The organism is Saccharopolyspora griseoalba (assembly GCF_042665275.1).
Taxonomy (GTDB): domain Bacteria; phylum Actinomycetota; class Actinomycetes; order Mycobacteriales; family Pseudonocardiaceae; genus Saccharopolyspora; species Saccharopolyspora griseoalba.
Genome location: NZ_JBHTCJ010000005.1, coordinates 81,250 through 107,080 on the forward strand (window position 1 = coordinate 81,250; position 25,831 = coordinate 107,080).

29 protein-coding genes and 5 pseudogenes are annotated in these 25,831 nt (G+C 66.8%); 18 read left to right on the plus strand and 16 right to left on the minus strand.

The window, feature by feature from the left end; translation table 11 throughout:
• Positions 1 to 25: 25 nt before the first annotated feature.
• Genes ACFQRI_RS11405 through ACFQRI_RS11415 form a run of 3 tightly spaced genes read right to left on the minus strand, consistent with a single transcriptional unit; the run spans position 26 to position 3,155 of the window.
• The gene (locus ACFQRI_RS11405) at positions 26 to 973 is read right to left on the minus strand and encodes a GumC domain-containing protein (protein WP_380667491.1); all 948 of its coding nucleotides are present in this window, start codon (positions 971 to 973) and stop codon (positions 26 to 28) included.
• The gene (locus tag ACFQRI_RS11410) at positions 970 to 2,070 is read right to left on the minus strand and encodes a DegT/DnrJ/EryC1/StrS family aminotransferase (RefSeq protein WP_380667493.1); all 1,101 of its coding nucleotides are present in this window, start codon (positions 2,068 to 2,070) and stop codon (positions 970 to 972) included. The genes ACFQRI_RS11405 and ACFQRI_RS11410 overlap by 4 nt, the downstream gene beginning before the upstream one ends.
• Positions 2,067 to 3,155, minus strand: coding sequence for a Gfo/Idh/MocA family protein (locus tag ACFQRI_RS11415; protein ID WP_380667495.1), 1,089 nt, complete (start codon positions 3,153 to 3,155; stop codon positions 2,067 to 2,069). Before ACFQRI_RS11415 ends, ACFQRI_RS11410 begins: the two co-directional genes overlap by 4 nt.
• Positions 3,156 to 3,859: 704 nt before the next feature.
• Between ACFQRI_RS11415 and ACFQRI_RS11420 the strand changes: the two are divergent.
• The 4 genes and pseudogenes from ACFQRI_RS11420 to ACFQRI_RS11435 all read left to right on the plus strand — a co-directional run.
• A pseudogene (locus ACFQRI_RS11420) lies at positions 3,860 to 4,162 on the plus strand (PIN-like domain-containing protein); the annotation flags it as partial.
• Positions 4,153 to 4,275 (plus strand): hypothetical protein, encoded by a 123-nt coding sequence (locus tag ACFQRI_RS11425; RefSeq protein WP_380667497.1) that lies wholly within the window; start codon positions 4,153 to 4,155, stop codon positions 4,273 to 4,275. The pseudogene ACFQRI_RS11420 and the gene ACFQRI_RS11425, both read left to right, overlap by 10 nt.
• Positions 4,276 to 4,384: 109 nt before the next feature.
• Positions 4,385 to 4,603, plus strand: a complete 219-nt coding sequence (locus ACFQRI_RS11430) for a LysE family transporter (RefSeq protein WP_380667498.1) — start codon at positions 4,385 to 4,387, stop codon at positions 4,601 to 4,603.
• Between the two features lie 1,314 nt (positions 4,604 to 5,917).
• A complete protein-coding gene (locus ACFQRI_RS11435; RefSeq protein WP_380667500.1) occupies positions 5,918 to 6,082 on the plus strand; it encodes a hypothetical protein in 165 nt (54 codons plus the stop codon).
• 256 nt (positions 6,083 to 6,338) lie between these two features.
• Here the strand turns inward: ACFQRI_RS11435 and ACFQRI_RS11440 are convergent, their stop codons facing one another.
• From ACFQRI_RS11440 to ACFQRI_RS11455, 4 genes and pseudogenes are all read right to left on the minus strand, one after another.
• Complete coding sequence (locus ACFQRI_RS11440; protein WP_380667502.1) at positions 6,339 to 7,133, minus strand: MBL fold metallo-hydrolase; 795 nt, start codon at positions 7,131 to 7,133, stop codon at positions 6,339 to 6,341.
• 649 nt (positions 7,134 to 7,782) lie between these two features.
• Entirely contained in the window at positions 7,783 to 7,983 is a 201-nt protein-coding gene (locus ACFQRI_RS11445; protein ID WP_380667504.1) for a hypothetical protein, read from the minus strand.
• Between the two features lie 156 nt (positions 7,984 to 8,139).
• Positions 8,140 to 8,436: pseudogene (locus ACFQRI_RS11450) on the minus strand (leucine zipper domain-containing protein); the annotation flags it as partial.
• A 30-nt stretch (positions 8,437 to 8,466) separates the two neighbouring features.
• On the minus strand, positions 8,467 to 8,754 hold the full coding sequence (locus ACFQRI_RS11455) for an MmyB family transcriptional regulator (protein ID WP_380668051.1): 288 nt from the start codon (positions 8,752 to 8,754) through the stop codon (positions 8,467 to 8,469).
• Between ACFQRI_RS11455 and ACFQRI_RS11460 the strand changes: the two genes are divergently transcribed.
• A complete protein-coding gene (locus tag ACFQRI_RS11460; RefSeq protein ID WP_380667506.1) occupies positions 8,697 to 8,975 on the plus strand; it encodes an SDR family NAD(P)-dependent oxidoreductase in 279 nt (92 codons plus the stop codon). The genes ACFQRI_RS11455 and ACFQRI_RS11460 overlap by 58 nt on opposite strands.
• Positions 8,976 to 9,171: 196 nt before the next feature.
• On the opposite strand, the gene ACFQRI_RS11465 is transcribed toward ACFQRI_RS11460, so the two are convergent.
• A complete protein-coding gene (locus ACFQRI_RS11465) occupies positions 9,172 to 9,906 on the minus strand; it encodes an NADPH-dependent F420 reductase (protein ID WP_380667508.1) in 735 nt (244 codons plus the stop codon).
• 136 nt (positions 9,907 to 10,042) lie between these two features.
• Positions 10,043 to 10,639 carry a TetR/AcrR family transcriptional regulator gene (locus tag ACFQRI_RS11470; protein WP_380667510.1) on the minus strand — a complete coding sequence of 199 codons (597 nt, stop codon included), beginning with the start codon at positions 10,637 to 10,639 and terminating at the stop codon, positions 10,043 to 10,045.
• A gap of 417 nt (positions 10,640 to 11,056) precedes the next feature.
• Between ACFQRI_RS11470 and ACFQRI_RS11475 the strand changes: the two genes are divergently transcribed.
• Together ACFQRI_RS11475 and ACFQRI_RS11480 are read left to right on the plus strand one after the other, a co-directional pair.
• The gene (locus tag ACFQRI_RS11475) at positions 11,057 to 11,497 is read left to right on the plus strand and encodes a hypothetical protein (RefSeq protein WP_380667511.1); all 441 of its coding nucleotides are present in this window, start codon (positions 11,057 to 11,059) and stop codon (positions 11,495 to 11,497) included.
• 47 nt (positions 11,498 to 11,544) lie between these two features.
• A complete protein-coding gene (locus ACFQRI_RS11480) occupies positions 11,545 to 11,775 on the plus strand; it encodes a hypothetical protein (RefSeq protein WP_380667513.1) in 231 nt (76 codons plus the stop codon).
• A gap of 92 nt (positions 11,776 to 11,867) precedes the next feature.
• On the opposite strand, the pseudogene ACFQRI_RS11485 reads toward ACFQRI_RS11480, so the two are convergent.
• Positions 11,868 to 12,053: pseudogene (locus tag ACFQRI_RS11485) on the minus strand (helix-turn-helix domain-containing protein); the annotation flags it as partial.
• A gap of 557 nt (positions 12,054 to 12,610) precedes the next feature.
• Here ACFQRI_RS11485 and ACFQRI_RS11490 point away from each other — a divergent pair.
• A pseudogene (locus ACFQRI_RS11490) lies at positions 12,611 to 12,763 on the plus strand (adenylyl-sulfate kinase); the annotation flags it as partial.
• A 188-nt stretch (positions 12,764 to 12,951) separates the two neighbouring features.
• On the opposite strand, the gene ACFQRI_RS11495 reads toward ACFQRI_RS11490, so the two are convergent.
• Positions 12,952 to 14,172 (minus strand): hypothetical protein, encoded by a 1,221-nt coding sequence (locus ACFQRI_RS11495; protein WP_380667515.1) that lies wholly within the window; start codon positions 14,170 to 14,172, stop codon positions 12,952 to 12,954.
• Positions 14,173 to 14,798: 626 nt separating this feature from the next.
• On the opposite strand from ACFQRI_RS11495, the gene ACFQRI_RS11500 reads away from it, so the two are divergent.
• From ACFQRI_RS11500 to ACFQRI_RS11510, 3 genes are all read left to right on the plus strand, one after another.
• Entirely contained in the window at positions 14,799 to 15,230 is a 432-nt protein-coding gene (locus ACFQRI_RS11500) for an Rrf2 family transcriptional regulator (protein WP_380667517.1), read from the plus strand.
• Between the two features lie 96 nt (positions 15,231 to 15,326).
• Complete coding sequence (locus ACFQRI_RS11505) at positions 15,327 to 16,079, plus strand: SDR family NAD(P)-dependent oxidoreductase (RefSeq protein ID WP_380667518.1); 753 nt, start codon at positions 15,327 to 15,329, stop codon at positions 16,077 to 16,079.
• 98 nt (positions 16,080 to 16,177) lie between these two features.
• The gene (locus tag ACFQRI_RS11510) at positions 16,178 to 16,594 is read left to right on the plus strand and encodes a nuclear transport factor 2 family protein (RefSeq protein WP_380667520.1); all 417 of its coding nucleotides are present in this window, start codon (positions 16,178 to 16,180) and stop codon (positions 16,592 to 16,594) included.
• Between the two features lie 296 nt (positions 16,595 to 16,890).
• On the opposite strand, the gene ACFQRI_RS11515 is transcribed toward ACFQRI_RS11510, so the two are convergent.
• Positions 16,891 to 18,237 carry a tyrosine-type recombinase/integrase gene (locus ACFQRI_RS11515; RefSeq protein WP_380667522.1) on the minus strand — a complete coding sequence of 449 codons (1,347 nt, stop codon included), beginning with the start codon at positions 18,235 to 18,237 and terminating at the stop codon, positions 16,891 to 16,893.
• A gap of 555 nt (positions 18,238 to 18,792) precedes the next feature.
• Here ACFQRI_RS11515 and ACFQRI_RS11520 point away from each other — a divergent pair.
• Positions 18,793 to 19,209, plus strand: coding sequence for a hypothetical protein (locus tag ACFQRI_RS11520; protein WP_380667524.1), 417 nt, complete (start codon positions 18,793 to 18,795; stop codon positions 19,207 to 19,209).
• A 183-nt stretch (positions 19,210 to 19,392) separates the two neighbouring features.
• On the opposite strand, the gene ACFQRI_RS11525 is transcribed toward ACFQRI_RS11520, so the two are convergent.
• Positions 19,393 to 19,779 carry a hypothetical protein gene (locus ACFQRI_RS11525; protein WP_380667526.1) on the minus strand — a complete coding sequence of 129 codons (387 nt, stop codon included), beginning with the start codon at positions 19,777 to 19,779 and terminating at the stop codon, positions 19,393 to 19,395.
• A gap of 411 nt (positions 19,780 to 20,190) precedes the next feature.
• On the opposite strand from ACFQRI_RS11525, the gene ACFQRI_RS11530 reads away from it, so the two are divergent.
• The 4 genes from ACFQRI_RS11530 to ACFQRI_RS11545 are packed head-to-tail and all read left to right on the plus strand — an operon-like array spanning position 20,191 to position 22,462.
• Positions 20,191 to 20,571 carry an SAV_915 family protein gene (locus tag ACFQRI_RS11530; RefSeq protein WP_380667528.1) on the plus strand — a complete coding sequence of 127 codons (381 nt, stop codon included), beginning with the start codon at positions 20,191 to 20,193 and terminating at the stop codon, positions 20,569 to 20,571.
• A complete protein-coding gene (locus ACFQRI_RS11535) occupies positions 20,568 to 20,864 on the plus strand; it encodes a hypothetical protein (RefSeq protein ID WP_380667530.1) in 297 nt (98 codons plus the stop codon). The genes ACFQRI_RS11530 and ACFQRI_RS11535 overlap by 4 nt, the downstream gene beginning before the upstream one ends.
• Before the next feature lie 3 nt (positions 20,865 to 20,867).
• Positions 20,868 to 22,022: a WXG100 family type VII secretion target gene (locus tag ACFQRI_RS11540; protein ID WP_380667532.1), complete on the plus strand. Its 1,155-nt coding sequence runs from the start codon at positions 20,868 to 20,870 to the stop codon at positions 22,020 to 22,022.
• Positions 22,022 to 22,462, plus strand: coding sequence for a hypothetical protein (locus ACFQRI_RS11545; protein ID WP_380667534.1), 441 nt, complete (start codon positions 22,022 to 22,024; stop codon positions 22,460 to 22,462). Before ACFQRI_RS11540 ends, ACFQRI_RS11545 begins: the two co-directional genes overlap by 1 nt.
• A 520-nt stretch (positions 22,463 to 22,982) precedes the next feature.
• On the opposite strand, the gene ACFQRI_RS11550 is transcribed toward ACFQRI_RS11545, so the two are convergent.
• Positions 22,983 to 23,315: a hypothetical protein gene (locus ACFQRI_RS11550; protein ID WP_380667536.1), complete on the minus strand. Its 333-nt coding sequence runs from the start codon at positions 23,313 to 23,315 to the stop codon at positions 22,983 to 22,985.
• Positions 23,316 to 23,545: 230 nt separating this feature from the next.
• Between ACFQRI_RS11550 and ACFQRI_RS11555 the strand changes: the two genes are divergently transcribed.
• Positions 23,546 to 24,775 carry an MFS transporter gene (locus ACFQRI_RS11555; RefSeq protein WP_380667538.1) on the plus strand — a complete coding sequence of 410 codons (1,230 nt, stop codon included), beginning with the start codon at positions 23,546 to 23,548 and terminating at the stop codon, positions 24,773 to 24,775.
• A 162-nt stretch (positions 24,776 to 24,937) separates the two neighbouring features.
• On the opposite strand, the gene ACFQRI_RS11560 is transcribed toward ACFQRI_RS11555, so the two are convergent.
• The gene (locus tag ACFQRI_RS11560; RefSeq protein WP_380667540.1) at positions 24,938 to 25,111 is read right to left on the minus strand and encodes an SDR family oxidoreductase; all 174 of its coding nucleotides are present in this window, start codon (positions 25,109 to 25,111) and stop codon (positions 24,938 to 24,940) included.
• 122 nt (positions 25,112 to 25,233) lie between these two features.
• On the opposite strand from ACFQRI_RS11560, the pseudogene ACFQRI_RS11565 reads away from it, so the two are divergent.
• Positions 25,234 to 25,373, plus strand: a pseudogene (locus ACFQRI_RS11565) (aromatic amino acid lyase); the annotation flags it as partial.
• Between the two features lie 47 nt (positions 25,374 to 25,420).
• Here ACFQRI_RS11565 and ACFQRI_RS11570 read toward each other — a convergent pair.
• The gene (locus ACFQRI_RS11570; RefSeq protein ID WP_380667542.1) at positions 25,421 to 25,744 is read right to left on the minus strand and encodes an ArsR/SmtB family transcription factor; all 324 of its coding nucleotides are present in this window, start codon (positions 25,742 to 25,744) and stop codon (positions 25,421 to 25,423) included.
• Between the last annotated feature and the right edge of the window lie 87 nt (positions 25,745 to 25,831).

The following is a 25,831-nucleotide window of genomic DNA, read 5'->3' on the forward strand; positions in this document are numbered from 1 at the left end:
TGGCCCAGCGGGCGGGAGCGCAACACTACCCCGCCCCGCTCATCCTCGAGCGCCTATGAACGATCACCACAACCGTCAGCGCCGCGACGACGAAGGCCGTGAGGGCACCGGAGGCGGCGGCGAAGACGGGTCGTGGGCTCACCGGGTCAGGCACGCCGTACGGAGGAACGACGACCTCGGTGCGGGGCGCGTCCATCCGCGCGACCGTGATCTCGTCGAGCTGCGCCAGCAGGTCCTGCTCCCGGTCACCGAGGCTCTGCACCCGGGCCTCCGCCGATGCCAGTTCCGAGGTCCCGATCGCGCCGTAGGCCTGTTGAGCGCGCTGGACCGCCAGCTCCGTGCGGGCATCGGCGAGTCTGTCCTGCACCTGGCTCAGCTGCGTGTTCAGATAGCCCGCCGCTCCGCTGCCATCTTGGGCCAGCACGACCTGCCGATAGCGGTCGACAATGCCGCGAGTGAGGTTCAGCGCTGTATGACCGTCCCCTGCCCGGGCTTCCACCTGGATGATCTCGCTGCTGTCCAGCAGTGAGATGGTGACCTGCTCTCCGAGTTGCTCGACGGGGACGCCGTTGGCGATGGCGACAGGCGCGAGCACCTGCCGGCTGCGGAGCATGACCAGCTGGGTGGTCAGACTACGGTCCTCGCGCAGGAAGCCGGTCGGCTTCTCCGTGCTGATCTCGTAGAGGATCTCCGCCCGGGCCGCGTACTCCTTCGGCCACAGCAGGGCACCGACATATCCGGCGGCCGCCCCGAGCAGCACTATCGCGAGCACCAACGCGAGCAGGCGGCGAGGGGAGATCACGCGAAAGACGCTGTGCGCGGCGGTGTCGCGATCCCGCGTTGGTACCCGGCTCTGCCATGCCAGACCGGTCTCCCCGGTCTCGTAACCATGCCAGCGTTCGATGGACGAGTGGTTCGCATCCCCGTCCGGCTCGGTCCGCGGCTGTCCCTGATCAGGTCCAGTGCTGGTCATGAGGTGACACCTCGCAGTACGTCACAGATCCGTGCGACGTCGGCTTCGCCGAGCGTCGGTGAGATCGGGAGGGAAAGGATCTGCCCGGCGGCCTTCTCGACTGTCGGCAACCGCTCGCAAAACGCGGAGAAAGCGGGCTGCAGGTGACACGGAACCGGATAGTGCACGCCCCAACCGATCGCAGCAGAGTCCAGTGCGGACACGGCACGCTCCCGTTGTGCGGTCCGCACGACGGCCAGGTGGTGCACGGACTGCGCGGCGGGTGATACGGCGACCGGGACGTAGGAGGCGGGCAGCAGAGCCGCGTAGACCTCCATCAACGCCGAGCGTCGTCGGTTGTCGTCATCCAGTTTCGGGAGCCTGACCGACAGCGCTGCCGCCTGGATGCTGTCGAGCCGGCTGTTGCGGCCCCGTTCGCTGTGCACGTGACGGTTCGTCGGTGAGCAGCCGTGGTTGCCGAGCCGACGCACCCCGTCGGCGATCGAACGATCCCGCGTGACCACGGCTCCCGCGTCTCCGAGGGCACCGAGGTTCTTGCCAGGGTAGAAGCTGAAGGCCGCCGCTGTGCCGACGCTTCCCGCTCGGTGGCCGGCGTACCGGGCGCCGTGCGCTTGTGCGGCATCTTCGAGCAGCGCGAGTCCGTGCCTGCGGGCCACCGCCGCCACACGGGGCACGTCGATCATCTGGCCGAAGAGGTGCACCCCGACGATCGCTGCTGTCCGCGAGTTCACCGCCGCGTCCGCCGCTTCGGGGTCGATGAGCAGCGTGCCCGGATCGACGTCAACGAACCGCGGCCGGGCCCCTGCCGAGCAGACGGCCTCGGCCGTGGCGGCGAAGGTGTTGGCCGGGACGATCACCTCGTCACCGGTGCCGATCGACAGCGCGGTCAGGATCAGTTGCAGCGCGTCGGTCCCGTTGCCGACCCCGATGCACGCGGAGGTCTCGCAGTAGCTCGCGAACTGTTCTTCGAACAGCTCGACCTCCGGTCCGCCCACGAATCGCCCGTGCTGCAACACGGCCTTCCACGCGACGTCCAGCTCCTCACGAACGCCCGCGTTGACGCCGACGACATCCAGGAAGGGGATCGGCTCGTTCATGTCGGTGTCCCGCCGAGTTTGGTGCGCGCGAGCCTGACCTCTCGGCCGTCGACGACGCCGGGCTCGTCGCCCACCGGGACTTCGCGCCCACACATACGGGCCACGTCGGAGGCGCTGAGCACGCGGACTACGTCGAGTCCGCTCTCGCCCGGTGTCAACGGCCGCTCACCTGTGCGGACGCAGTCGACGAAGTGGGTGTCCTGAACCAGGAGCGGCTCCCGGAACACGACGTGCGGTGAAACGATGTCGCCGGTGCGGTAGGTGACCGGCATCGCCGGTGTGTCCACCGGTTCGCCGGGGTCGTTGGGATCCACACCGATGTCGTAGATCCGGATCCGGTCCTCGTCGAGCAGGTCGTTGTAGACCGCCATCTTGCGGTCTCCGACAACGGTCACGCGCCGGACCTTCTGCGGGTCCAACCAGCTCACGTGCACGAAAGCCGGAACGAGCGACCGCTCGAGCTGCAGGCGCAAGTACGCGACGTCGGCATGTCGGGCCCCGACGCTGCGGTGAGCCCAGGTCGCAACTGAAGCGGGTCGTTCCCCCATGAGAAACGCGATGATCGACAGATCGTGCGGAGCCAGGTCCCAAATGACATCGACGTCGTTTTGATAGATCCCGAGATTGAGCCGAGCTGTGTCTATGTAGAGAATTCGTCCGAGCTCACCGGAATTGATCGTCTCTCGCAGCTTCCACACCGCGGCGTTGTACTCGAAGGTGTGGCCGGCCATCAGCCGGGCACCGTGCTCGGCCGCGGTCTCGACGAGCGACCTCGCCGCCGATGTGGACGTCGCCAGCGGCTTCTCGACCAGGACGGGTTTGCCCGCCCGCAGTACGCGATGCGCGATATCACCGTGTGTCGTAGGTGGAGTGGCGACCACGACACCGTCGACGAAGTCGAGCACCCCGACGAAATCTCCCGTGAGGTCAGCTGTGGGGCAACCCCGCCGGGCCTCCTCCCTCCTCTCCGGATCGGTGTCGACGACGACGAGGTCGACTCCCGGAACGCTGCTCAACACGCGTGCGTGCTTGGCACCCCAGTACCCGTACCCGACGACGGCCAGCCGAGTTTGTTGATAATTCATCCCCCACCCCCATTCGAGTCGAAACGTTGACTCGGCACGATTTGCTGCCCTCTCGACAGATATAGATATCTGCACCAAAGGTTGAAGCAGATTGCCGGGTCTTCCCAGTGCCAAAAGTCCCTGCCGTTGCCCCTTGACTGGTGGACAGACGGACACAGCCAGCGCTCGAAGGGGTACGTCCGCCTGAGGTTCGAAGGCGTGGGCGCCGTTGGCTCCGGCTGCTGGTGTTCGCGCGGGCTAACGTACGCGTCGTCCGCCCGCACGAGGTTCGCGCTCGCGGCTGGCACGACCCGTATCGGCGCCGCGCTGGACCAGGGTTTGCCCCTGATGTGCAGAGCTGGAGCTCGACGAGTGCTCGGTTCGTCACCTGGTTGGGCAGAGATGACTTCGGGCCGGTCGAAGACGGCGAGGTCGTCTTGCCCGCGGGTTGTAGGGGTCTCGGAGTCGAGGAGCTTTACGCCGCAGGCGCTTCAGGAGCAGCGCGCCCTGGCAGGAGAGGCCGAGCGAGCTGTCCTCGGTGAAGTTCTCGGCGACCTGCTCGGCGCGCTCCACCTGGTCGAGCTTCAGGAAGGCGCAGCCACTCGGTAGGGCGCCTGCCGCCCGCAGCCGCGAGCCGGAGTTGTGGCGCATACCGCCAAGGACGCAGTATTCCGTGAGCTAGCTGAGCTCCTCGCAGGCCATACCGACTCTCGCCCCCAAGAGAACAGCACGCGAAGGCACTCGAAGAAGGCGCGCGTCGAGAATTCGATAAGATTCCACCTGGCTATCGTGATTCCGAGAAAGCTCGGCCCGGAGGACCCGACAACCCCAGTGGGTGTCTCGCCTGGGTTCAATCGATAGACGAGTCGGCGGCGCGAAACTTTCCGCTGATGGTCGTCACGGGTGACGAGAAGGACGACCGGCGGTGGAAACACCGTTCGACTTTCATGGGGCCTAATTCAGGGTTGGCGAAGGAATTGCCCAACGCTCTCAGCATCGCCTTTTCATGCTGCGTCCGGTGCAGTTGATCGATCACGAGGACGCGCTGACCGTCACGGTTCCGGAAGGTGCGCGCAGAACATTGGTGCGAATGATCGCCAACTGCGCCCCGCGCTCACTTGACCCGCTTGTCAATGCCTGAAGACCCTGACCTGGGTCGCCTGAGGTGCGCTCGGGGGTGCCAGTGTCATCCGCGGTGTCGTCGATCGTGGCGTTTGTGCCGGTAGCAGCGCTGCTGCTTCGTTGCGCTCTTGCCGCAGTTCGTACCTGCCGAGGCGCCAATGGCCAGCACGGCAGCCGCACTCGTACTGCTGTTCATCGCGATGACCGCCGTGTTCTTGTCGCTGCTCGTGACGCTGGCAGTACGTACGTCCACGTTCCTGGCTCGCCCCGTGGTCCGGCGTTGGCTCGACCGAGCGGCCGGGACGATATTCGTCGGATTCGGTGCTCGACTCGCTGTTGATCACTGAGGATCCTGAACGCCGCGAGTGACGCGCTTGGCAATCTCGAGAGCACGATCCAAGTTCGGGGAGCCGACGCCCACCCCCCTGACGCTCCCTAGCGGACGTCGGCTCCTCGAGACTCCAAGGCTGGGCCCCCTGAGCTATGGAGGCAGCGCACCCGCGTTCCAGGTGCGCGCTGATCTCAGTGAAACATGCCCAAAAGCGCCATGAAAGTTTAGGCCCTCTACCGGTTACATCGTGGAACCACAAGCCGGTGACCAGCTCATTCAGCCCGCCCAGAGCTCTCAGCTTGCTTAGTGAGGCGAACAGCTAAGCAACGCGCTCAGCACGGCTTTCGTGGAGCCGCCCCAGCGAGGGCTCGCGTCGCGAGATCCGTGGTGAGCGCCTCTCCCCACTAGGGGGCTTCTGCGGGATCGCCTGCCTTCCGGTAGACGGTGGCCCCGGGCGGTCTGGGGCGACTACCAACCGACCTAGCTCTGCGCCCTGACCGGTTACTCGCACTCGGACCGACGCGACAAGCCGCCCTTGTCCGCGCAGGCCCCACGCCAGAACACGTGAGTCTGATGGTTCGTCCACCAGCTGAGCCAGTGACTGCAGCAAGGTTGGGATGATGAGGTCACCATCCGCCTGGGCCTCGGTGACGCAAGCGGCTCGTTGCAGGGTCAACACCTCGCCGGCGTCTGAGTTTGAAAGGCGCGACATGACTGAGCCTCGGTTCAGCCGCTCGTCCGTGTTTAGAACCCTAGCCTCATCGCCGAATGGTGAGATACCTGTTTAAGTGCTGCTGGGCAGAGGGACCACAAGCGGGCACCCACCTCAGAAGTCGCAGCTTTGATCACGCCAGCCGCGGTGCAAGACGACCTGCTCGGCAACGTATCCAGCACCGCCCTCGCAGATGCACCCAAGCAGGCCCTTCGCCGGCCGGATCCGCGGTGGACGTTCTCCCCATTGGCACCTTCTGCGGAGCCGCCCTTGATGCAGAAGGGAAGGTCCAAACACGCACGCCTACGGGTCCTGCTGATCTGCGTGGAGCGATGGGTTACACGCGGAGTCGCATTTCGCCCCGCGGGAGCGTGCCAATGGCGCGAACCCGGCCGCGGAGCTCCCGCCCTGCTCGCCCGTAGTGTCCTGGTGACTGCGCCCGTCGGGATGAGTGAGCAGCACGAGCTCGCGCTGACCTCGCTGGCTAGGGTGGCCGTGCTCGCATTCCGATCAAATCCACCGCGAACCTCGTGTGGCGTGATGGCTAGATGGAAGAGCAGGCGGTTCTGGCTCCGCGTGACCCCTGCGGTTGCAGGTCCCGCACCCCCGCTCTTCAACATGCTGCTGATGGAGCTTGAGGTGGGGCGTTGGGCACGGTTCACGGCGTGTGTGGTGTTCCTCCTCGCCGAGCTGTTGATCTTGGTGCCAGTAGCGGTCATCGCTGAGCGCAAGGAGCGACGTTCCTGCGGCGAGTTGCCGGAACGCTCGGCGAAGACTGAATGACGAATGCAGGACGGGGCTTCCGAGCGCGGCCGCACCGATGGCTCCAGCACCACTGAGGGCACCGACGCCAGCCCCGGGCGGCAGGCCTGCGGTTGAGAGGCAGGAGGGCCGCCCCGTGCGCCTGCTCTTCCGCGTACGTGACGCGGGCGGCGGCCGATGTGGATGGGCCCGAGCACGGAGCCGTCAGCGGGCGCGCCATGCGGTGCGCCCGGCGGGGTCGCCGCCGGGCGCCCGTGGCGGGAGGACAACGGCCCCCTCAGGCCCACTGCAGACGGTCGGACAGGCCCGCCGCGGCGAAGGCGGCCACCAGGTGGTCGCGGCCCTCGGTGAAGTGGGCCCAACCCTCGAAGTGGACCGGAACCACCCGGCGGGCGCGGAGAATCTTGGCGGCCTCGGCGGTCTGGGCGCTGTCCAGGACGATCGGCTTGCCGTCGAAGAGGGCGGAGAAGCGGGGAGCGCCTGCGAACAGGACGGCCGTGTCGATCGGGGCGAACCGCTCGGCGATCTGCTCGACGGCGTCGAGCGAGGCGTTGTCACCGCTGACATAGACCGCGGGAAGGCCGTCCCCGGTCAGGACGAAACCAACGACTTGGCCGGTGACCGACTCGACGTCTTCGCGATTGCCGGGGCCATGGATGGCGGGCACGCCGGTCACCGTGATCGTGCCCCCGTCGGGACGGTCCAGCTGGACGGAGTCCCAATCGGCCAGGCCTCGGGCCTTGTCCCCCAGGTGCTCGCCCAGACGCTCGCCGCCGTCGGGCGTGGTCAGGGTGAGAGGCACGTCGGCGAGCAGAGCGCGGCCGGAGTGGTCGAGGTTGTCGTCGTGCTCGTCGTGGGAGAGCAGCACCACGTCGACGGGGCCGAGGTCGGCGGGGGTACCGGTGGAGGGGGTGGTCTTGGTCAGGAACCTGCCGTCGGGACGGGGGTAGTCGCCGGGGGCGTCGAAGGTCGGGTCGGTCAGGAAGCGCAGGCCGCCGTACTCGAACAGGGCGGTCGGGCCGCCGAAGGCGCGCACGGGGAGTTGATCGATGGAGCTGGGGACAGAAGACATGGAAGAAGTGCCTCACGGTTTCAATGTGGTTTATCCGTGAAGTCACGGTAGGTCATGCTCACGGATTGATGCAAGCTGTACCATGAGATCCATGGAGTACGCGTGACCACAGGCGCCGCTCCGCCTCCGGCGCCGGACGAGGAGCAGCATCCCTGCCTCGCGCTGGCCAACAGCGCCGTCGCGCTGCCGGGCGGGCACGCGGCAGACCTGGTCGAAGTCCGCTACTCCAGCCGACGCGGGAACGGCAGCGAAGGCGTCCAGCCAGGGTGGCTCCCCGCCGAAGCAGTACGCCTCCGACACGATGCGCCGGCACGGAGAGGTCGAGAGCGCTGAGTCCCAGCGCCAACCATGCCCAGCAGGACCGCCGGACTCGATGCTCACGCGGTCATGGTCACGAAGGTCCTCAAGACTGGTCCACCGGGCCGACGGACATCCATCTCGTGGTCAAGGAATCACCGAGGTCCCGGCCGAGGCTCAGACCAACGGCGACGGCGCGCTTGTCGCAGCGTTCGCGGTGCTCGGTGAGGACCTCGACGGTGACCGGGTCCAGCGCGACCGTCGCTGCTGGTGGGTCTTGGTGTCCTTCTCGTACCAGACCCGCTTCTCCGGATCCCACGAAATCGCGCGCTTGAGCGTCACAACCGCGGCGTCAGGCTCGAAAATCCGCCCCACGCAGGGCGCACAGCTCACGACGCGCGCCGGGCGTCAACACCAGCCACAGCAGGCTGCCCCAGTCCTCGTCCTGCCACGCCTCGTTCAGGATCCGCGCCGACTCGTCCGCGGTCGGCGGGCTCGGATCGGCCGGCGGGGATGCCGGCGGGTCGACGTCGACCGTCGGATTCTTGGGCACCCAACCCCACCTCACCGCGCGCTTGTAGGCGCCCGACGGCAAGTAGTGGATCTGACGGATCGCCGTCGCCCCCCCAGCGGCTTGCACCGGTGCGGACGACACCGCGCATCGCACTCGCGCCTCCGCGAGGTGCGGTGGTCGATGCGCCGCTGAAGCTCACGGCTCGAGCCCTCGAAGCCGGTTGATGTACTCCTCGACCGCCGTCACGGCACTCGCCGACGCGGACCAGTCCGCACCGTGTTTCGAGCCCGCCGGAGCTGGCGTTTGGGTAACAGCCGCGCAGAAGACAACCCTTGGTTGTGGTGTCTCAGGACGTCTGGTCTGCGTGTGCAGTGCGGCGACGAGATCTTCGACGTCGCTGGGCGTGGACTGCGGGCTGTTCTCCGGGCGCGAGGAGTGATCAAGTAGTCCGTCCTCGCCGTGTCGGCGCCAGCAGGAGCACCACCACCCGCATACGGTGCGGAGAAGTTGCGGGCCCGTTGATCAGCTGTTCGCGGTGTTCTCGATATGGGTGGGTGCGTGGAGGCTGCTGAGCAGCGCCAGGGCGTGGGCGCTGGGGGTGCCGGGTTCTGCGTGGTAGAGGATCAGCTGCTGCCCGGGTGCGCTGCGTACGTCGAATGCCTGATAGATGAGCGCGATCGTCTCGACGCGCTGGCCGAGGAGATCACCGCCGAGGGCGGCACCGCGGCGATCCAGCAGCTGGACGTCACGCGGTGTATAGCGCGACCAAGTTCGCCGTACGCGCGATCTCCGAGGGACTGCGCCAGGAATCGTCCGGCGACGTCCGGGTCACCACCGCTTCCCCAGGCGTCACCGAATCCGAACTCGCCAATTCCATCTCGGACCCGCGTGCCCGCGAGGACATGAAGACCTACCGTTCGGTAGCCATCCCGGCGGCGGCGATCGCAGACGCCATCGCCTTCGCCATCACCCGGCCCGCGGACGTCGACCTCAACGAAATCGTGGTTCGCCCCGCCGCCAGCGCCCAGTAACAGCGCAACACGCGAACCGCGTGTGAAACGGAACGTAGGCCCAGCCTCCGACCGCGGCTGGGCCTGTGTTCCGCAACGATGCGGCGAAGCCGGCCATCAAGCCTCCGTCGGGTTGACGTTCGACCAGAACAGCGGCGTCAGACCACGGCGGTCGGCGTCGCCCAGGGTGCCCGCCCAGGCCGGTTCGGTCAGCGTGTCAGCGGTGGAGGGAGCGGTTGAGCTCGACGAGCTGATCCCGCGTGGGCGTGGAGGTGTACTCGAAGTAGCGCTCCAGCATGCAGTCCCGGTTACGCGCGGCTTTGTCCCTGTCGGCCGAGTCAAGGGCCTTCTCCAGGTCCTGCAGGCCCAGTTCGGTGCAGTAGGCGGGCATCATCGGCTGCTGGCGCCAGGAGTCGGCCAGAACCCCGGCGTCGAAGGGGTCGAAGCCTGTTTCGTCCACCAGGCGCATGCCCACACGCCGCGCCTCCTCGGAATCGGCCGCGACCGGCAGCGCGATGCGGTCCGGGGTGCCCGCCGGAGCGTCCCCGGCGTGGAACGTTTGTGACAGCACGGCGTTCCACGCCTTGACCACCGGCCGCCCCAGCTGCTCGGTAACCCACAGGCTCTCCACCTGGCCGTCCTCCACCGCTTCGATGGCGCCGTCCCGGTGGGGAAAGTAGTTGGAGGTGTCGATGACCACGGTCTCGCCGGGTACGGAGGCGAACAGCGGCGCCACCGCCGGGATTCGCCCGAACGGGATGGACAGAACGATGACGTCCTTGCCCTGGACGGCGTCGGCCGCGGTCACCGCGTGCGCCCCGAATTCCAGCGCCTCGGCATCGATCGTCTCGGGGCCCCGGGAGTTGGCCACCGCAACGTCGTGTCCGCCGGCGCTGAGCCTGCGCGCCAGCGTCGTCCCGATCGGCCCGGCTCCGATGATGCCAATTCTCATGATGCGTCCCTCTCGAGGTTGCGCCACCCCCGTGAAAGGGGTGGCCAGGGTGTGATGGATGACTGCGCGCGGGCACGCGACGCCGCAGGAATGACCGACGGCGCTGGCAGGGACTGCGAGGGGAGCGGCCGGTGGCCTACTCCTTGTCGCCTCGTTCGCGGTATCCGCTCTCGATGAGCGCGCGCAGACGGCCGAGTGATTCTTCCTCGGTGGCGCCGGTGCCACCGATCCAGGCGGTGGAGATCGCCGCGAGGAACAGGTCGTAGCCCTTCACCGACCGCCGTGCGTGGCCCGCGAGTTGAGCGGCCCGCAGGTACTCGTCGGTGGTGGCTATGAGGTCGTCGCAGGGAAGCGTGAGCGGGTTGTCCGGCTCCCGCTCCCTGGCCGCGGCCATGAGCGGTTCCGGCAGCCCACTGAAGGCACTGAAGTAGTCCTCCATCGCCCGCAGCCACTGCCGCAACGCCTCGGAGGCGTCCCCGAGCCGCGCGATGTCCGCCCGGCGGACCACCAGCTCCTCGGAGCGCGTCTGCAGCACGGCTGCGAGCAGCGCCTCCCGGGAGGGGAAGTGCCGGTACAGCGTGCCGGGCCCGACACCCGCCTCCTTGGCCACCGCCTCCAGGGAGGCACCGACCCCGTCTTTCAGGAAGTGACGCTGCGCCGCTTCCAGGAGGGCCGCGCGGTTGCGCTGCACATCCGCACGGGGCTTGCGCACCTGCTGTCCCTTAACGCTCATCGGCCCTCCTGTCTCATGCGTTCGTGCGGCCCCGGGCAAAACGGAGACTGACTCCGCGCAGAGTCGAGCATAAAACGGAGGCAGCCTCCGGTCAACTCGGCACCGCCTCTCCGTTGACGCCTGGACGGCATGAGCGATCGACACTCCTGGTCACATGACGCTGGAGAATGACGTACGCCCTGGACTCCTGAAGCTGACCCAAGGGGCAAGGCAGCGGCGAGCCCTCCGAGGGGCGGATCCTTCCGGCCCACCGAGTTCTCGCTGCTCGGCCGTGCCCTCGGTTCAAGCGGTGGCGATTTCTCCGTTTGGCCCCGTGCGCCGTGAGGGAACTGGCATGCTCGCGATCACGAGTCCACTGGGGGGCTCTGCTCGAAACTGACGGTTTCGGGCACGTGTGACCTGGGGAGGTAACCGATCATGAGTGCTGCTTTGTCCGCCAAGCTTGTGAGCATTCCCGAAGAGGCGGCCCCGGAGGAAGCCGCCCGGATCCTGTTCCCGGACGACGAGCAGGCGCAGCAGGAGTACGTGCAGCAGGCCAACGCGCTGCAGGAATCCTACGACCAGGCCCGACGCGAGGCCGCCGATGCGGGAGAGGTCGAGCCGATGGCGTTGCCCGCCTTCGTCGCCGCGGCCCTGCCGATCATCGCCCGGTGCGTCATCAACGGCCTCGGGGCCGCCGGGATCAACGAGATCATCAACCTGGTCCACAAGGGCGAGCAGGCCACGGCCGAGTCGCGTGTCTACGCACTCGTCGGCGGCTGCATCCAGGGCATCATTCCGTGGAAGTGGTTGGCCGACAAGCTGAAGAAGCCGATCGCTACTGCCGTGCTGTGGATCATCATCAAGTGGAACACCTGATGCGCGGCATGCGCGTGTCGGCGTGAACATCTAGAAGCGAGGGGACCATGACCAAGGCGAAACGTGCTCGGCGACGGCACGTGTCCGCGTTGGGCTCGGCGGCCGGTGTGACGGTGCTGCTCGGACTGCTGGATGTGGCCGAGCTGTCCCAGGAACCACTACTGATCCACATGCTGGGGTTGTTGCTGGTGTTCGTGCTGGCGGCAGGATTCTGGGAGGTAGTCCACCTGCTCACCCGCGACAAGCTGCTCGGCGGCGACCGGGACGTCGAGCAGTGACTTCGAACCGCACCAGTCATCGCAGCACCACGCCTCGCAGAGCGGTTTTCACGACTCTGCCGGTGTGATGGCCCGGAGCGGCGCAGCGGCCCTCAGATCGATCCTGAGGGCCGCGCGCCAACGGCGGGCGTGACTGGCCGTGCTCGCTGGTCGGTGCGCGCGAGGGAGCGGTAGATCGTGGGGCGGGTGGTGGAGAACAGCTCGGCGATCTCGGCGGTGGTGTAGTCACCGGAGTCGCGCATGCGGCGCACTTCGGCGTCCTGCCGCTTGGAGAACGTCGGCTGCCTGCCTCTGAGCTTGCCCGCACGGCGAGCTTCGTCGGTGCCGGCGTAGACGCGGACGCGGAGGTTGCCGTTCGGGAGCTTCTCTACGTTGCCTAGTCGCCGCGGTCTCGACCTCGCCGTGCATCAAGGCTAAGGCGGTTCGTGCCACAACTCGTGCCACGAAGATCCGGCACGATCTGAACTGCTACCTAAAACCCCAGGTCAAAGACGGTGGGCACAGTTGGGTTCGAACCAACGACCCCCTGCTTGCAAGGGAGATCGACGGCGTCAACACCGCCATCTACCTGCAACTTCGCCCGCACAGTCTCCCCCACCACCCCACGCGGACCACCCTGATTCACACCATTTCATGCCACGAGTGATGCCACGACGAGGCGTAGGACTCGACCCCCCGAAGCCGGTTGACGTACTCCTCAACCGCCGTCACGGCACTCGACGATGCAGACCACTCCGCACCGTTTCGTGCTCGCCGGAGCTGACGAGCGCGTACGCAACGATCCGACCGATCTCCAGACACGCCACGACCTCCGCGGCAGCAAACAGCAGCCGGCAAATCCACCCTGGCCCAAGCGGTGGCCGAGCACCTGGACGACCACGGGCGCCGGGTGGAAGTCCTCGACGGCGACGACTTGCGCACCGACCTCTCCGCCGACCTCGGGTTCTCCCCCGAGGAATCCCGGGCTGTGCCGATGATCGTGCGGTAGCGGTTGCACGGCCACACGACGGCCGACAACTCTCACCGGTGGCGCCGGGAAACGGGCGTTCGTCCAACCGGCCGATGGGGTGCTTTCCGGGCGTAGCGCTGCCGATCAGGTGGTCCACCACCGCCAGCAGCGCGTCCAGGAACGAAGCGGACCCGCAGACCGAGAAGGGCTGTGGGCTGGAGCCCGCGCTACTTGCGCAGGGACTTCATCTTCCGCCAGACGACGAGCATGGTGCGCACGAGTTTCCACTGCTCGCCGAGTTCGACGACCGTGCGTTTGATGCGGTCGACCGGCGCCAGCTGCCGGTGCTCGCGGTGGATCCTCTCGGCCTCCTCCTGCCTGGCTTCTTCCCTTGCCAGGTCACGCTCGTTGCTCATGTGCACCAGCAGGCGCGCAATGGAGTCCGTGGCGGTATCGAGCACGTCCGATGGGTTGAGTTCCGCTGTTCGCTCGAACACGTCGTCACCGGGCATCAGCTCGTTGAGGTCCCCGACAACGTGGAAGTCCTGGCTCTTGAGCTCAGCCACCAGCTGGTCCGTATATTCCCGTACCCACTGCGCCCACTCCGCGGGCAAGGTGATCCGCGTCTTGGTCTCACGGGTGGCGAGAATGGTGTGGGCGAGAAGATCGCGGGCCAGCAGCACCCGGTGCCAGACCGGAAAGTCCGGCGGCAGGGCCTCGTTGACGAGCCGCAACACCTGTGCGCCCTCCGCGCCGATCGAGGAATTGGCTCGCACACCGGTGTCCACTCCGCCCGGGTCGATGCCCAGCACGGACGTGAATCGCTCCCACAGCAGTTCGGGCGGCGAACCCGGCGGCGGGAGGGTCAAGACGTGCAGCCGCTCCGCCGGCACCGCCGAACCCCAGCGCCGCAGCACGTCGGTGACGTCGTGGACCTCCCAGAACCACTCCCCGCCCTCGTCCTTGGCCGCGACGACGTCGCGCAGCCAGGCGTCGAACGTCCGCGTGTCGCCACCGTCTTTGACGTGCTCCTGCCACTCGGCGGGGAACAGCTCCGCCAGTCCGCGCGTGGTGTAGACCACGTGGACCTCGGCAGGAGCCAGCGAGGCCACCGAACGGGCGACCTCCTCGATCGTGCAGGCCGCGAGCCGCTCGTCCGACACGACGACGACGTCGCTGCCGCTGCCGCTGCCGCGGATCTCCGCGGCCATCGCGTCCCAGGCGCCAGCCCAGCGCTCGCGTGGATCGTCCGCGTCCTGCTCAACACCTCGAAGGTCGAACCCTGCGTTGAAATGGTCCTCAGGGTGCGCACCTGGCAGCCACACGTTTTGCTGCTCGAGGGAGCCGCGGTTCTCCCACAGCACACCCTGCAGAAAGGTTGTTCCGGTCTTGGGCGCGCCTACGTGGAGGTAAACCCGCGGGCGCTTCGGTGAGGACTCCGAGCACATCGCGCTGCATGATACTGACAGCCAGCTGCTGAGCGTACGGAGGTGGGAACGCCGTGCACACGACGCCGCATCCGCGCTCAGACAGGCAGACCGCCGGTCAGCATCGCCCCCGTTACGGAGGCCACGGTGCAGCGGCGGTCGGCGAGCTGGGCTCGATTGCGGCGCGAGCGCGGGGTTGGAAGTAGTCGGTGATCAGGTCCTGGTAGTGGCGGTAGGACGTCGCGTGTGCGATCCCGAGGTAGCGCTCTTCGGCCGTGATGGTGGGGCAGCGTCCGTTGGCGGCGGCGTCGGCGAATGCGGTGTCCCTCGCGGTGCGGACGGTTGCGGCGGTGGGCAGGGGCGTTTCACGAGATCTCCGGGGTGTGGCGGGCGAGGAACTCGGCGAGCTCGTCGCGTCAGCTCGCCGGGGGCTCCGTCTGCGTCGCAAAGGGTGCCGATCGGGCGACCCGGCGTCCGGAATGAGATCCCCAGGCGAGCAGCGGTGGGCCGAGCAATGCTCTCGACTCCGCCCTGTGACCGGGCACGCGCCCGGTCCGGCCGGGGGCTGGCCCGCAGGACTTGCCGCATGTCGTTGTAACTAATACTGTTACGACTAGAGCCGAAGGGCGAGGGAGGTGGAGTACGGCGTGGGCGCCAACAGCAGGCTGACCATCGCAACGCACGCCCTGACATGGATCGGGCTGTACCAGCGGCGCGGCCACGAAGTCGCCACCTCCGAGCAGATCGCGACGAGCGTCAACACCAACCCGGTGGTGATCCGCCGCCTGCTGGCCGAGCTGCGCAAGGCCGGCCTGGTCGATTCGCAGCGGGGGGCGGGGGCGGGCTGGATGCTCGCGCGGGACCTGGCGGCGATCACCCTGCTCGACGTCTACCAGGCGATCGAGCCGGGACCGGTCTTCGCCCTGCACCGCGCGACACCGGACCCCGAGTGCGTCGTGGGCCACGGCATCGGGCCGGCGTTGACCGCCGTGTACGACGAGGTGGAGGCCGCCCTGCGTGGGGAGCTGGCCAGGACCACGCTGGAAGACGTGCTGCGGGACGTTTTGAAGGCCACCTGACCTCGGACCATTGACTTCCCCTGATCGAGGGAGGCCAGTGCCTGCGGCCATAAATGTAACAAAAATTGTTACGTCAAGGATCGGAGGGAGGATCTCATGGGACAGCTGGACGGCAAGAGCGCCCTCGTCACCGGCGCTTCCAGCGGCATCGGCTTGGCGATCGCCCGCCGTTTCGCCGCCGAGGGCGCGACCGTCTACCTCACCGGCCGCCGCGAGGCCGAGCTGTACGCCGCCGTCGAGCAGGTCGGCGCCCGAGGCATCGCCATCCAGGGCGATGCCTCGGACCTCGGTGACCTCGACCGGCTCTTCGCCGAGATCGCGAACCGCAGCGGCCGCCTGGACATTGTGGTGGCCAACGCCGGGGTCGGAGACTGCGGCCCGCTCGGCGCGATCACCGAGGAGGAGTACGACCGCACTACCTCGATCAATATCAAGGGCACGGTCTTCACCGTCCAGAAGGCGCTGCCGCTGCTGACGGGCGGCGCCTCGGTGATGCTGCTCTCCTCCAGCTCCGCCTTGCGGGCCACACCCGGTCTGGGCGTCTACGCCGCCACCAAGGCCGCGATCCGCAGCCTCGCCCGCACCTGGGCCGCCGAGCTGGCCGGCCGCGGCATCCGCGTCAACACCCTCACCCCCGGCCCCGTCGAGACCCCGGGCCTGGACGAGCTCCTCGCCACCTTCCCGCACGACGATCAGCCCACCGCGGGCGAGCCCGCCCCACCGACCCCGCTCGGCCGCGCCGGCCGTCCCGACGAGGTCGCCGCCACCGCCCTTTACCTGGCCGGCGACCACAGCACTTTCACCACCGGCGCGGAACTGTTCGTCGACGGCGGCGCCACACAGCTCTAGGACCCAAGTCGGCGACGCGGGACGCAGGCACTTCCTGTTCCAGGGCTGAGGCCCGACCGACACACCTCATGCGAACGAGAAGACAAAGGACAAGGACGATGGCAACAGATACTCAGACCTCGCGGAGTGTGGCCGAGGAGTTCGTGGAGCGCCTCGGCAGGCAGGACGCCGACGGCATCCAGGAACTGTTCGCCGAGGAGATCGACTGGCACGTCCCCGGCAGTGACGCGCTGCCCTGGACCGGGCGCCGTACCCGGCGGGAGGAGGTCGCGCCGTACTTCACCACGATGTGGCCGCACTTCGTGCACGGCAGGAGCAAGGTCGTGCTGGAGCGCGTCATCGTCGACGGTGGTGATGTGATGCTGCTGGCGGACTTCACGCACACCGTTCTGGCCAGCGGTAAGGAGTTCACCACACCGGCGGCCATGCACCTGGTGGTCGAGGACAGCCGGATCGTGCGCATGCACGTATACGAGGACACGCTGACCGTCGACGAGGCGTTCACCGCCGGCTGAGTGGAGAGTGCCCCGTGGCCCGGGGCACCCCGGCCGGGCGTGTACCAACGGTCTCGCCGCTCGGCTGGGGCCCGCCGACCTGATCCTGGCCGTCGGCCGCGACGCCCGGAGGATCTTCCTCGGCTCCGGTCATCGCCGGTGCGTCCCGCATCCGTTGCCGTGTCGAGGGCAGGATCGCCGACATCACACGACCAGAGTCCACGATCCCACCAACTCATCCGGCTGCCACTCGCGCTGCATGGGCCAACGCTAGACCTGCGTGATTACGACAACGGATCAAAGTCGATCACCGTTGGCTACCTTTGCGGCTTGGGAACAGTACTCGCCGTCTCTTGGCGCGCCAGGGCAGTCGCGGACTCCGCGCTGGCCGTGTCGGCGTAGTTCGCACGGACCTGTGCGCGCCTACCGCGCGCGACCTCGACCGTGCCCCAGTCCTGCAGCAGTTGGACCGCCCGCTGGACGGTCCCGACCGAGATCCCGTAGTCGGCGGCGAGCCGCTTCATCGGCGGTAGCTCATCGCCGGCGAACAGCTCACCGCGCTCGACCTGGCCGTAGACATCGACCGCGAGCCTCTCGTACGGATTCCTGGGGTTCGCCCGGATTCGCTCCGCCGAGGTCAACGGCTTCGGCCGCTCCGGCACCCGATCCGCCAACGCACTCGACGCGCGCTGGTCAGCCTCCGAGACCCACGCCGTGTAGACCCGCAAGGTCGTTTGCCCGCCGGAACCGTGTCCGAGGCGACCGGCCACCGTGCGGACATCAACTCCCGAGGAGATGAGCTCGGTCGCCGAGTAGTGTCGCAGCTTGTGCAGGGTGGTGTTGATGCCGAGGCGCTTGACCATCCGCTCATAGCGTTGGGTCACCGAGCTCGGCTTCTGGTACTCGGCCGCATCGGGCGACTGCGAGAACATGAACGCCTCTCGCTCGAGACTCAGGCCGATAGCGACGGCGCGCTTTTCGCAGCGTTCTCGATGCTCAGTGAGCACCTCGACGGTGACGGGGTCGAGCGCGACTCGGCGCTGCTGGTGGGTCTTGGTGTCCTTCTCGTACCAGACCCGCTTCTCCGGATCCCACGAAATCGCGCGCTTGAGCGTGACAACCGCGGCGTCAGGCTCGAAATCCGCCCACCGCAACGCGCACAACTCACCTCGGCGCGCGCCAGTCGTCATCGCCAGCCACAGCAGGCTGCCCCAATCCTCGTCCTGCCACGCCTCGGTCAGGATCCGCGCCGACTCGTCAGCAGTCGGCGGGCTCGGATCGGCCGGTGGGGACGCCGGCGGATCGACGTCCACCGTCGGGTTCTTGGACACCCAGCCCCAGCGCACCGCACGCTTGTAAGCGCCCGACAGCAGGTAGTGGATCTGGCGGATCGCCGTCGCCCCCAGCGGCTTGCACTGATGCGGACGACACCGCTCATCGCACTCATGGTTCCGCGAGGTGCGATGGTCAACGCGCCGCTTGTTCGTGCAGTGATCCCGGCAGCGACGCAGCTCCGCGTACAGCGAATCCAGGATGTCGGCGTCGATGCGGCCGACCGGCTCCTCCCCGATGAACGGCGCGATGTGCTTGCGCACGTAATCCCGGTACTGCTGCCGCGTAGAAGGCTCGCCCTCGAAGTACTGATCCAGGTACCGCTTCAACAACTGTCCGACGGTTGCCCGAGTGCGGGGGTTGAGCTCCTCGTCGACCTGGTTCAGGAGGCGGGTGCGCGCTCGGCCTCGGCGGTGTCGTTCGGGCCCTGTGGGACCACCTCAGTCAGAAACAAGCGTCGCTTGGTCACCGGATCAATGCCCGCGGACACCCTTACGCGTAGAGCTCCGCTCGGGAGGCGATCGACTGCACCGCGCTGCTTCTTGGCGATCCGACCACGAGCCATGACTCAAGATTAAGGCCGGATGTGTCATAGACCGTGTCACGCGCAATTCAGAAGCGCTGAACTGCGACCTAAAACCCCAGGTCAACGATGGTGGGCACAGTTGGGTTCGAACCAACGACCCCCTGCTTGTAAGGGAGATCGACGGCGCCAACACCGCCATCTACCTGCAACTTCGCCCGCACAGTCTCCCCCACCACCCCACGCGGACCACCCTGATTCACACCATTTCATGCCACGAGTGATGCCACGCCCCACCAGCCCTACGTTCGACGCCGAGCGTCGTGATTGACGAACTTCGTCATCTATGATGTAGACTGCCAGTATGGCTGCTAAGGACATCTGCGACCACGTCGCCGCTCTCGCGAACCCGCTGCCCACTTCGCCTTCGGAGGTCCAGCCGCCGGAAGCGCTTCCCGACGCTCAAGACCAAATCCGCGAAGACCAAGACAACTACGCCCACAATCTCCGCGGAGCGTGGGAAGCCGAGGACATCGACCCTCTGCTCACGGAAATCGAGATGGTCCGCAAGGAGCGCTCCAAGCTCGACCACCAGCTGCGCATGCTCATCGCTTACGGCCGGGAGTTCGTCGGCCCTCGCCCCTACCCGCTCAACACTCTCGCCACCGCCGCCGGCCTCGGCTCCCACAGCAGCGTGCGCACCTTCTACGACGAAGACGAAATCGAGGCCGTAGCTGCAATTACGGGCGCGAAACGAATTACCAAACCAACCAGCCAGTGATTCGGAAGCGAGCTCGCCCGATCTGTGCCCGGCATACCGAACAGCTGAGGGCAAACCATCATGCCGTTCGTAGTTCTGGCCGTATCGCTCCGCTCTTGTGATACTCAGCCCCGGAAGCGTAGCGAAATCTCCGGGCACACTGTGGGGATCAGGCGTGCGCCTGATCCCCACAGACTTTCACGGCTAGGCCGTCTTGACCATCAAGGTGATCACTGCTGCCACGGCTGACACCAGCGTTCCTACTGCCGAGAAGCTCGCCGCGATCCCATTGAAGCCCGAGAGCAGACGCTTGATCAACTGGCTCCAAGCTGATTTTCGAACGAACCACTTGAGCTTCTGCCACCGATGTTCCCTGATCCAGCAGCCCATCAGGATCCCGCTCGCGTTATTTCGACAGAACTCCTCCTTCCGGGTCTCAGCACAGCACCACACGGGAGCCTGAAAGAGACTGTAGAGAAAAGCCACCGCCGACAGAACGACCAGGATATTCGGCCCTAACGAACCGCTGAACCAGCCATACACCACGACAATCGCAACAACATATCCCCAGTACTTCCGTAGCGACTTCACGTGACGTCAACGTAGACGATCAACGACGATGCACCGCAGGACCAAACGGGTGTTCCTGGGGCGAGTCAGGCCGTCCCGACACCCTAGATCCCTGGCCAATGCCCACACCGGGACACCGCCGGGGTCGGGCGTGTTGCTCTCACCCCTGCCTTTCGACTTTCCAAACTGCTTCCGCTACTCCTGTTGCTGCTCGTGCTCATCAGCATTGATGAGCACGAACCAGGCGTTCCCTCGTCGAGGCAAGTAGTCGAGTCGCCGCTACGCAGACGATTGGGAATCGCAGCACGTCAGCCGCGGCAGGACAACGACCATCAACGGATGACTCGACGATGAGTAGAAACCCACACCACACGAGCCAGCACGTCAGATACGGTGATCGCTGATCGACGGACCGTGATCAAGGGGAGGATCATGCGCGCGTTTGACGCGCACGACATCGACGCGGCCCCCTCGGTGATTGGCCCTGAGGCCGTCGGCGACGAAGACGTCGACGAGCCGGCCGAGGCCGAGCAGCAACCGGGAAGCACCATCGTGTACCTGCCGGTCGCCGCACCGATGGGAAGCGACCAGCACAACGTCACGGTCCAGCTTCGCGCCACCGACGCAGACGAACTGACGCTGCCCGTCTTCCGCGACCTCGACACGTTGGTTGCCTGCTGCGGGCAAGACCAGGCATGGATCTCGGTGGCCACTGGCGATCTTGACGACATCGTCGCTCAAACAGGCGCGGACACCGTCGTAGTCGACGCCATTGTCCCCGGCCACGAGCAGGATGGGAGCGCTGACGCATGACCGGGTTCGGTTCCGGTGAGGAGATGACTCGCCTCGCGAACACGTTGACCACTGCGCTGGACGGATTGCGCCAGACCGCAGAAGGGGAAATCAGCCCTGTGGACGCAGGGCAGTCCACCGCCGAGGTCACAGCAGTGCTCGCATCGTTCTTCGACGTCACCGGCGGGATGGTCAATGACCTGCAAGGGCAGGCCGAGCAAGTGCCGAATGCCCGCACCGACTACGAGAGGACGGACGACGCCGCGGCGCAGGGGCTGCCACCGGTGCCTTTGCCGAGCAATGGGGGGAACTAGCGAATGGAGCCGATCAACACGGTCGTGAAGGGAACGCCGTCCTCATGCCGGAGCGCAGCGGATCTCCTCGGCCAGATCGACCGCGGCGTGTACGACACAGGATCGGCAATCAACCGGGCTCGATCCGAGTCGGAGTCATGCTGGGCCGGCGATGCAGGCGATGCCTTCCGCCAAGCGATGTCGCAGAGAGGCAAATACGCCGACGACCTGGCCGAGGCCGCGGGCCGAGCCGAAAAGGCACTGAAGGCGTTCGCCGATGAGCTGCAAACCGTGATCGGCTTGATCAAACAGGCGCGCAGTGTGGCCGCCGAGCACGGGGTCACGGTAACCCCGTCCACGATTGAGTCACCGGGGCCAGCACCACAAGCACCTGCAGCCCCAGACGATCCCACTGCCCTGCCCGTGGCGCCGACGCACGAGTACGAGGCCTACAGGGCGGCCAAGGGAGCCTACGACCGCAAGGTCAAGGGCTACGAGGAAGCCAAGGCCACCGTGGACCAGGCCCGGAAGAAAGAGGCCGAAGCCCACAAGGCCTTGACCTCTGCAATGGACTACGAGTCTGGCCTGCTGGAATCGCTTCAGAAGGGCGCGCTGTGGTCCCTTGTCGGGGTCAACCACGGCCTGATCACACAGCCCCAGATGACCGCGGATGCGTTCCGCACCAAAGCAGCATCGTTCGTCGACCAGGCGGCAAAGGCCGGGCAAGCCGCAAACGACCCGGCACTCACTGCGTCGCAGCGCGCCCACTACCTCTCTCTGCAGGAGAAGTTCACAGAGAAGGCCAACAACGCTTCAACACGCGCAGCGAACACCCAGGTCGCAGCCGACCGCCTGCACCGCCGCATCGGCGTCGGCCCCAAGACCGCCCGCGTGCTCGGTAAGACCGTCGGCAAGAGGATTCCCGTCGTCGGAACCGGCGTCTCCGTCGGCCTCCAGGTCGAAGCAGTCGTCAACGATGGCAAGCCGGTCGGAAAGGCCGCCGCGAACGTCGGCGGCGGCCTCGTCGGTGGCATCGCGGCCGGCGCCGCAGTCGGCGGTATGGTCGGCGGCCCAGTCGGCGTCATCGTCGGTGTCGGCGTCGGCGCCATCGGCTCCGGTATCGGTAGCTGGCTGGGCGAAGAAGGTTACGACGCCGCAACCGAAGGGGAGAGCGGCTGATGACTCGCCGCAGCGGGATCGTCATGGGACTCTGGGCGCTGCTCGCGCTCGCCGCGCTCATCTGGTTACTCGCCGGCAACCTCAGCAGCGAGTTCGGCGTGTTCGCGGCCATGTTCGTCGCGGTCTCGTTCGCCTACATCCCCGCTCGCCTCATCGCGCTACGCCGCAGTGCCAAGGAAAGCCCCTTGGAACCGCGGATCGTTCCATTGCGCGTGGGCTACGGCATCACCGGTGCGATCACGTTCGGCCCCGCCATCGCCGCCATCTTCGACTGGGTCCCGATCTTGCCCGCACTCGGCAGCTTCCTCGGCGGGTTCGTCCTGATGACATGGGTAACCGCTGCCCTATCCGACGGCTACCAGGGCCTCTGGCTCGACTCGCTCATCTTCCACGGCAACCTGACCCCGCCGGAAGACGACTGGATCAACCAGAAGCGCTAACACTAGAGACGGCAGAAGACATGACAAGTCTTCCGCCGCGTCCTGCTCCCACCACAGGCGAACCGCGCCCTCCGTCGACACCGACTGATCCCCTGTCCACATCTTCTGGGCGGAGTCAGCGGTCTTGTGCCGGTCTTGCCAAGCGCGACATCGGAGCTGAGGGGTCCGCCCAGGGTTTGGTTGACACCTGATTTGTCCGCCTGCTCCGTGCCCGAGGCGGCCGACCACCGTACGGACATCCACACCCGAGGAGATGAGCTCGGTCGCCGAGTAGTGCCTTAGCGAATCCAGGATGTCGACCTCGATGCGGCGGCCGACCGGCTCGTCCCCCCGACGCCCGCGGCCAGGCAGATGGCGAACGCGCTGCCTCGTTCAGTGGGAGCGGGGTGTATCCGGCGAGCATGAAGCCCCGCAGCATCGCGCAGGCGACCGCGACAGCTGGCTCATCGACCGGAAGCCCCAGAACCGAATGATGGCCCTCTCAGCGACTTGCTGAGGGGGCCATCATTCGGTTCTGGGGCTAGAAGTCTTCGGTCACCGGGTAGGCGAACGAGTCGGAATCGACCATCCACGCACGTACCGGCCGACCTTCGGCAGTGACAGTGCCCTCAGCGGCCGGCACAACCGCGACCGGGCGGTGACAGATGTCGATGCCGGCGAACCCGGGCAGGTCCTCGGCGCGCACTAGGCCCCGGTGTTCCTCACTGACCACCAGCGGCCGGCCATCGGCGTCCCACCGCTCGATGTCTCGGGACTCGATCCCTTCCTTGAAGAAGGCCTCCCAACCCGTAGCACTCCAGCTCAACGACCCGTGGACAGGCTTCGCAACTTCATGGGCGTTCGCGTGATCCATGCTCTTGATCGTCCCGCACCGAGCTGACACCCAGGGGCGAGTTCGGCGAAAACGTACTGTCCGAGCGGGTACGACGTGCAAAATGCACAGCTCCATACAGGTCAGAACAACGCTGACAGGCGTTCAGAATCTGGAAGCCTCCGCGTGCCTGCTGGCCATCGTTCTTCCATTGGCACCCGCCGACCCGGTTTCATGATCCTGTGGCTTTAACGTCAGGCGGACACGAGCAGGTGCACCAACTGGGGAGCAAATTCAGGCTGTACTTCGCTGGTCAGGCGTTATCGACCTTCGGTGACAGCCTGATTCCTCTGACAATCGCATTCGCTGCGCTCCACCTCGAGGGTCCCGGCCTCCTCGGACTGACGCTAGCCGCGAACCGTGTCCCCATCGCCGCGCTGGTGCTCTTCGGCGGTGCACTCGGCGACCGCTGGAATCGGCGTTGGGTGATGCTGGGCGCCGACCTCCTGCGGTGCGGCACTCAACTCACGACCGGCCTGCTTCTGGTGTTCGGAGCCGCGCAAGCATGGCACCTCGTGCTGCTTCAGGGGCTCGCCGGCGTCGGGACCGCGGCCTTCGTGCCGGCTGCGAGCGGATTGGTGCCTGCGTTGGTCCGCCACGAGCAGCTCCAGCGCGCCAACGCCCTGCTCGGTCTGGCTACCAACGCGAACAAGGTGCTTGCCATCAGCGTTGCCGGGGCCGTGGTAGCAACCGCCGGGCCAGGGATCTCCCTTCTGGTTGACTCTGCGACGTTCGCCGCGTCTGCGGTCTCGCTGTTCCTGCTCCGGTTGCCAGAACAAGCTCGCGACGCAAACCGGTCGAGCTTGTGGCGTGAGCTCCGCGAAGGCGCCTGCATGGTGGCATCGACTCCCTGGTTGCGGTCCCTGATCTCCTATAACGCGCTGCTCCAGGGGCTCGTCATTGGCCCTCATATGGTGGCTGGCCCGTTACTGGCCGAGGCGCATCTTGGCGGCGCGGGCGCCTGGGCGACCATCGGCGTCGTGCAAGCGGTTGGATCGATCGCAGGAGGCCTGTGCGCTATGCACTGGCAGCCGAAACGTCCCCTGCTAACTGCCTATGCAGTCGGCTTCCTCATGGTTCCCTACCTCCTGCTCTTGGCCATGAATGCGCCGCTATGGCTTGTGGCCGCGTTCGCGATCGCGGTTGGAGCGCAAGGCGCACTCTTCATGACCATTCAGTCGACGCTGCTACAGCGCCACGTCCCCGCGACATCTCGATCCCGCGTCGCCGCCTGGTCGCAGCTCGGCAATCTGGTCTTCCTGCCGACCTCCTTGGCAGTCGCCGGCCCCGTAGCCGCGGCCTCCGGCGGCGGTCCGATTCTCCTCGTCGGCACTGGCTGGCTCGCGCTTTCGACGATCTTCGTTCTGTGCAAAGTGCCAGCGACCGGAATTACAACGAAAAGCGACTCCCCCGCCGTAGCGGAGGAGTCGCCGACGAGCTGATTATGAGTGGGCTTGTTCAAGGCCCTGCGGAGTCCACGGCAGCGGGAGGCCATCACCCGCGTACCGCGGAAGGACATGCAGGTGTAGGCGGAATCAGGTTTGCGTCGCGGCCCTGCCTTTGCTGGTGATGATGTTGACGGCAGGCAGTGCCCACCTTCCCGGTCACGCGGCAACCCGCCCGGCGAGTTCCTCGACGCCGCCGCGCTCGGCGAGGTCGACCTGCACGGTCTCGACGTCCACGCCGATCCGTTCCACCTCGCGCGCGGTGGCGTGCACCTGGGGGTTCTCCGCGGTCAGCAGGAGGTCCTGGCCGTCCCGGACCAGGCAACGCGCCAACTCCCGGCCGATGCGCCGGTCACCAAGGCCAGCGGTGTGCGGGTGTCCACGCTTGCCTCGCGGGCGCTCGGCGAAAAGCGGGCCGTACATGGGTTGCCGTGGCTCTCTCGCCTCAAACACCCCACGCCGACCCCGACTGCACCCGGGTGCAGGACGTCTACTCGCTGCGCTGCGCTCCGCAGGTGGCCGGCGCCCGCGACACCGTGCCCACGCCGAGACGTTCGCGGACGTCGAACTCGCCAGCACGGTCGGCAACCCGGTGTTTTGGTATTGCTGCCCCAAGGCGCCCGGATTACGAAGCGCGGACATCTACCGAGAGTAGTTGGACGCCTCGGCGGAGTGGTGCGTGACGTCCACTCGGAAGGGCTGGCCTTCGAGGATGGCCAGATCAAGCAGTCCCGGGAAGCGGCGGTCGCATTCGGATTTGCGCAGGGTGTTGAGGCGACGGGTTCCTTCGTCCCACTGACGCACCACACCTGACTCGCGCAGGATGCGGAAGTGGCGACTGCTGGCCGATTTCCCCACGGGAAGATCAAACCCACCACATGGCACATCAGGCGTCCTGGCCAGTGCCGCGACGATCCCGAGGCGCAGCGGATCGCTCAACGCGTGGACGACGTCGAGGAAGCGCATGTCCTCCTCGCGGGGATGTATCAGTGGGGATGCGGTCCTGCTTGCCATGCCACCCAGTATCGCACCCCGGATGTTTCACGAATTGCG

What these genes read in the sequence shown, in the direction of transcription:
- ACFQRI_RS11405 (WP_380667491.1), bottom strand. Translation starts at nt 973, where the DNA reads ATGACCAGCACTGGACCTGATCAGGGACAGCCGCGGACCGAGCCGGAC.
- ACFQRI_RS11410 (WP_380667493.1), bottom strand. Translation starts at nt 2,070, where the DNA reads ATGAACGAGCCGATCCCCTTCCTGGATGTCGTCGGCGTCAACGCGGGC.
- ACFQRI_RS11415 (WP_380667495.1), bottom strand. Translation starts at nt 3,155, where the DNA reads ATGAATTATCAACAAACTCGGCTGGCCGTCGTCGGGTACGGGTACTGG.
- ACFQRI_RS11435 (WP_380667500.1), top strand. Translation starts at nt 5,918, where the DNA reads ATGCTGCTGATGGAGCTTGAGGTGGGGCGTTGGGCACGGTTCACGGCG.
- ACFQRI_RS11440 (WP_380667502.1), bottom strand. Translation starts at nt 7,133, where the DNA reads ATGTCTTCTGTCCCCAGCTCCATCGATCAACTCCCCGTGCGCGCCTTC.
- ACFQRI_RS11465 (WP_380667508.1), bottom strand. Translation starts at nt 9,906, where the DNA reads ATGAGAATTGGCATCATCGGAGCCGGGCCGATCGGGACGACGCTGGCG.
- ACFQRI_RS11470 (WP_380667510.1), bottom strand. Translation starts at nt 10,639, where the DNA reads ATGAGCGTTAAGGGACAGCAGGTGCGCAAGCCCCGTGCGGATGTGCAG.
- ACFQRI_RS11475 (WP_380667511.1), top strand. Translation starts at nt 11,057, where the DNA reads ATGAGTGCTGCTTTGTCCGCCAAGCTTGTGAGCATTCCCGAAGAGGCG.
- ACFQRI_RS11480 (WP_380667513.1), top strand. Translation starts at nt 11,545, where the DNA reads ATGACCAAGGCGAAACGTGCTCGGCGACGGCACGTGTCCGCGTTGGGC.
- ACFQRI_RS11495 (WP_380667515.1), bottom strand. Translation starts at nt 14,172, where the DNA reads ATGTGCTCGGAGTCCTCACCGAAGCGCCCGCGGGTTTACCTCCACGTA.
- ACFQRI_RS11505 (WP_380667518.1), top strand. Translation starts at nt 15,327, where the DNA reads ATGGGACAGCTGGACGGCAAGAGCGCCCTCGTCACCGGCGCTTCCAGC.
- ACFQRI_RS11510 (WP_380667520.1), top strand. Translation starts at nt 16,178, where the DNA reads ATGGCAACAGATACTCAGACCTCGCGGAGTGTGGCCGAGGAGTTCGTG.
- ACFQRI_RS11520 (WP_380667524.1), top strand. Translation starts at nt 18,793, where the DNA reads ATGGCTGCTAAGGACATCTGCGACCACGTCGCCGCTCTCGCGAACCCG.
- ACFQRI_RS11530 (WP_380667528.1), top strand. Translation starts at nt 20,191, where the DNA reads ATGCGCGCGTTTGACGCGCACGACATCGACGCGGCCCCCTCGGTGATT.
- ACFQRI_RS11535 (WP_380667530.1), top strand. Translation starts at nt 20,568, where the DNA reads ATGACCGGGTTCGGTTCCGGTGAGGAGATGACTCGCCTCGCGAACACG.
- ACFQRI_RS11540 (WP_380667532.1), top strand. Translation starts at nt 20,868, where the DNA reads ATGGAGCCGATCAACACGGTCGTGAAGGGAACGCCGTCCTCATGCCGG.
- ACFQRI_RS11545 (WP_380667534.1), top strand. Translation starts at nt 22,022, where the DNA reads ATGACTCGCCGCAGCGGGATCGTCATGGGACTCTGGGCGCTGCTCGCG.
- ACFQRI_RS11550 (WP_380667536.1), bottom strand. Translation starts at nt 23,315, where the DNA reads ATGGATCACGCGAACGCCCATGAAGTTGCGAAGCCTGTCCACGGGTCG.
- ACFQRI_RS11570 (WP_380667542.1), bottom strand. Translation starts at nt 25,744, where the DNA reads ATGCGCTTCCTCGACGTCGTCCACGCGTTGAGCGATCCGCTGCGCCTC.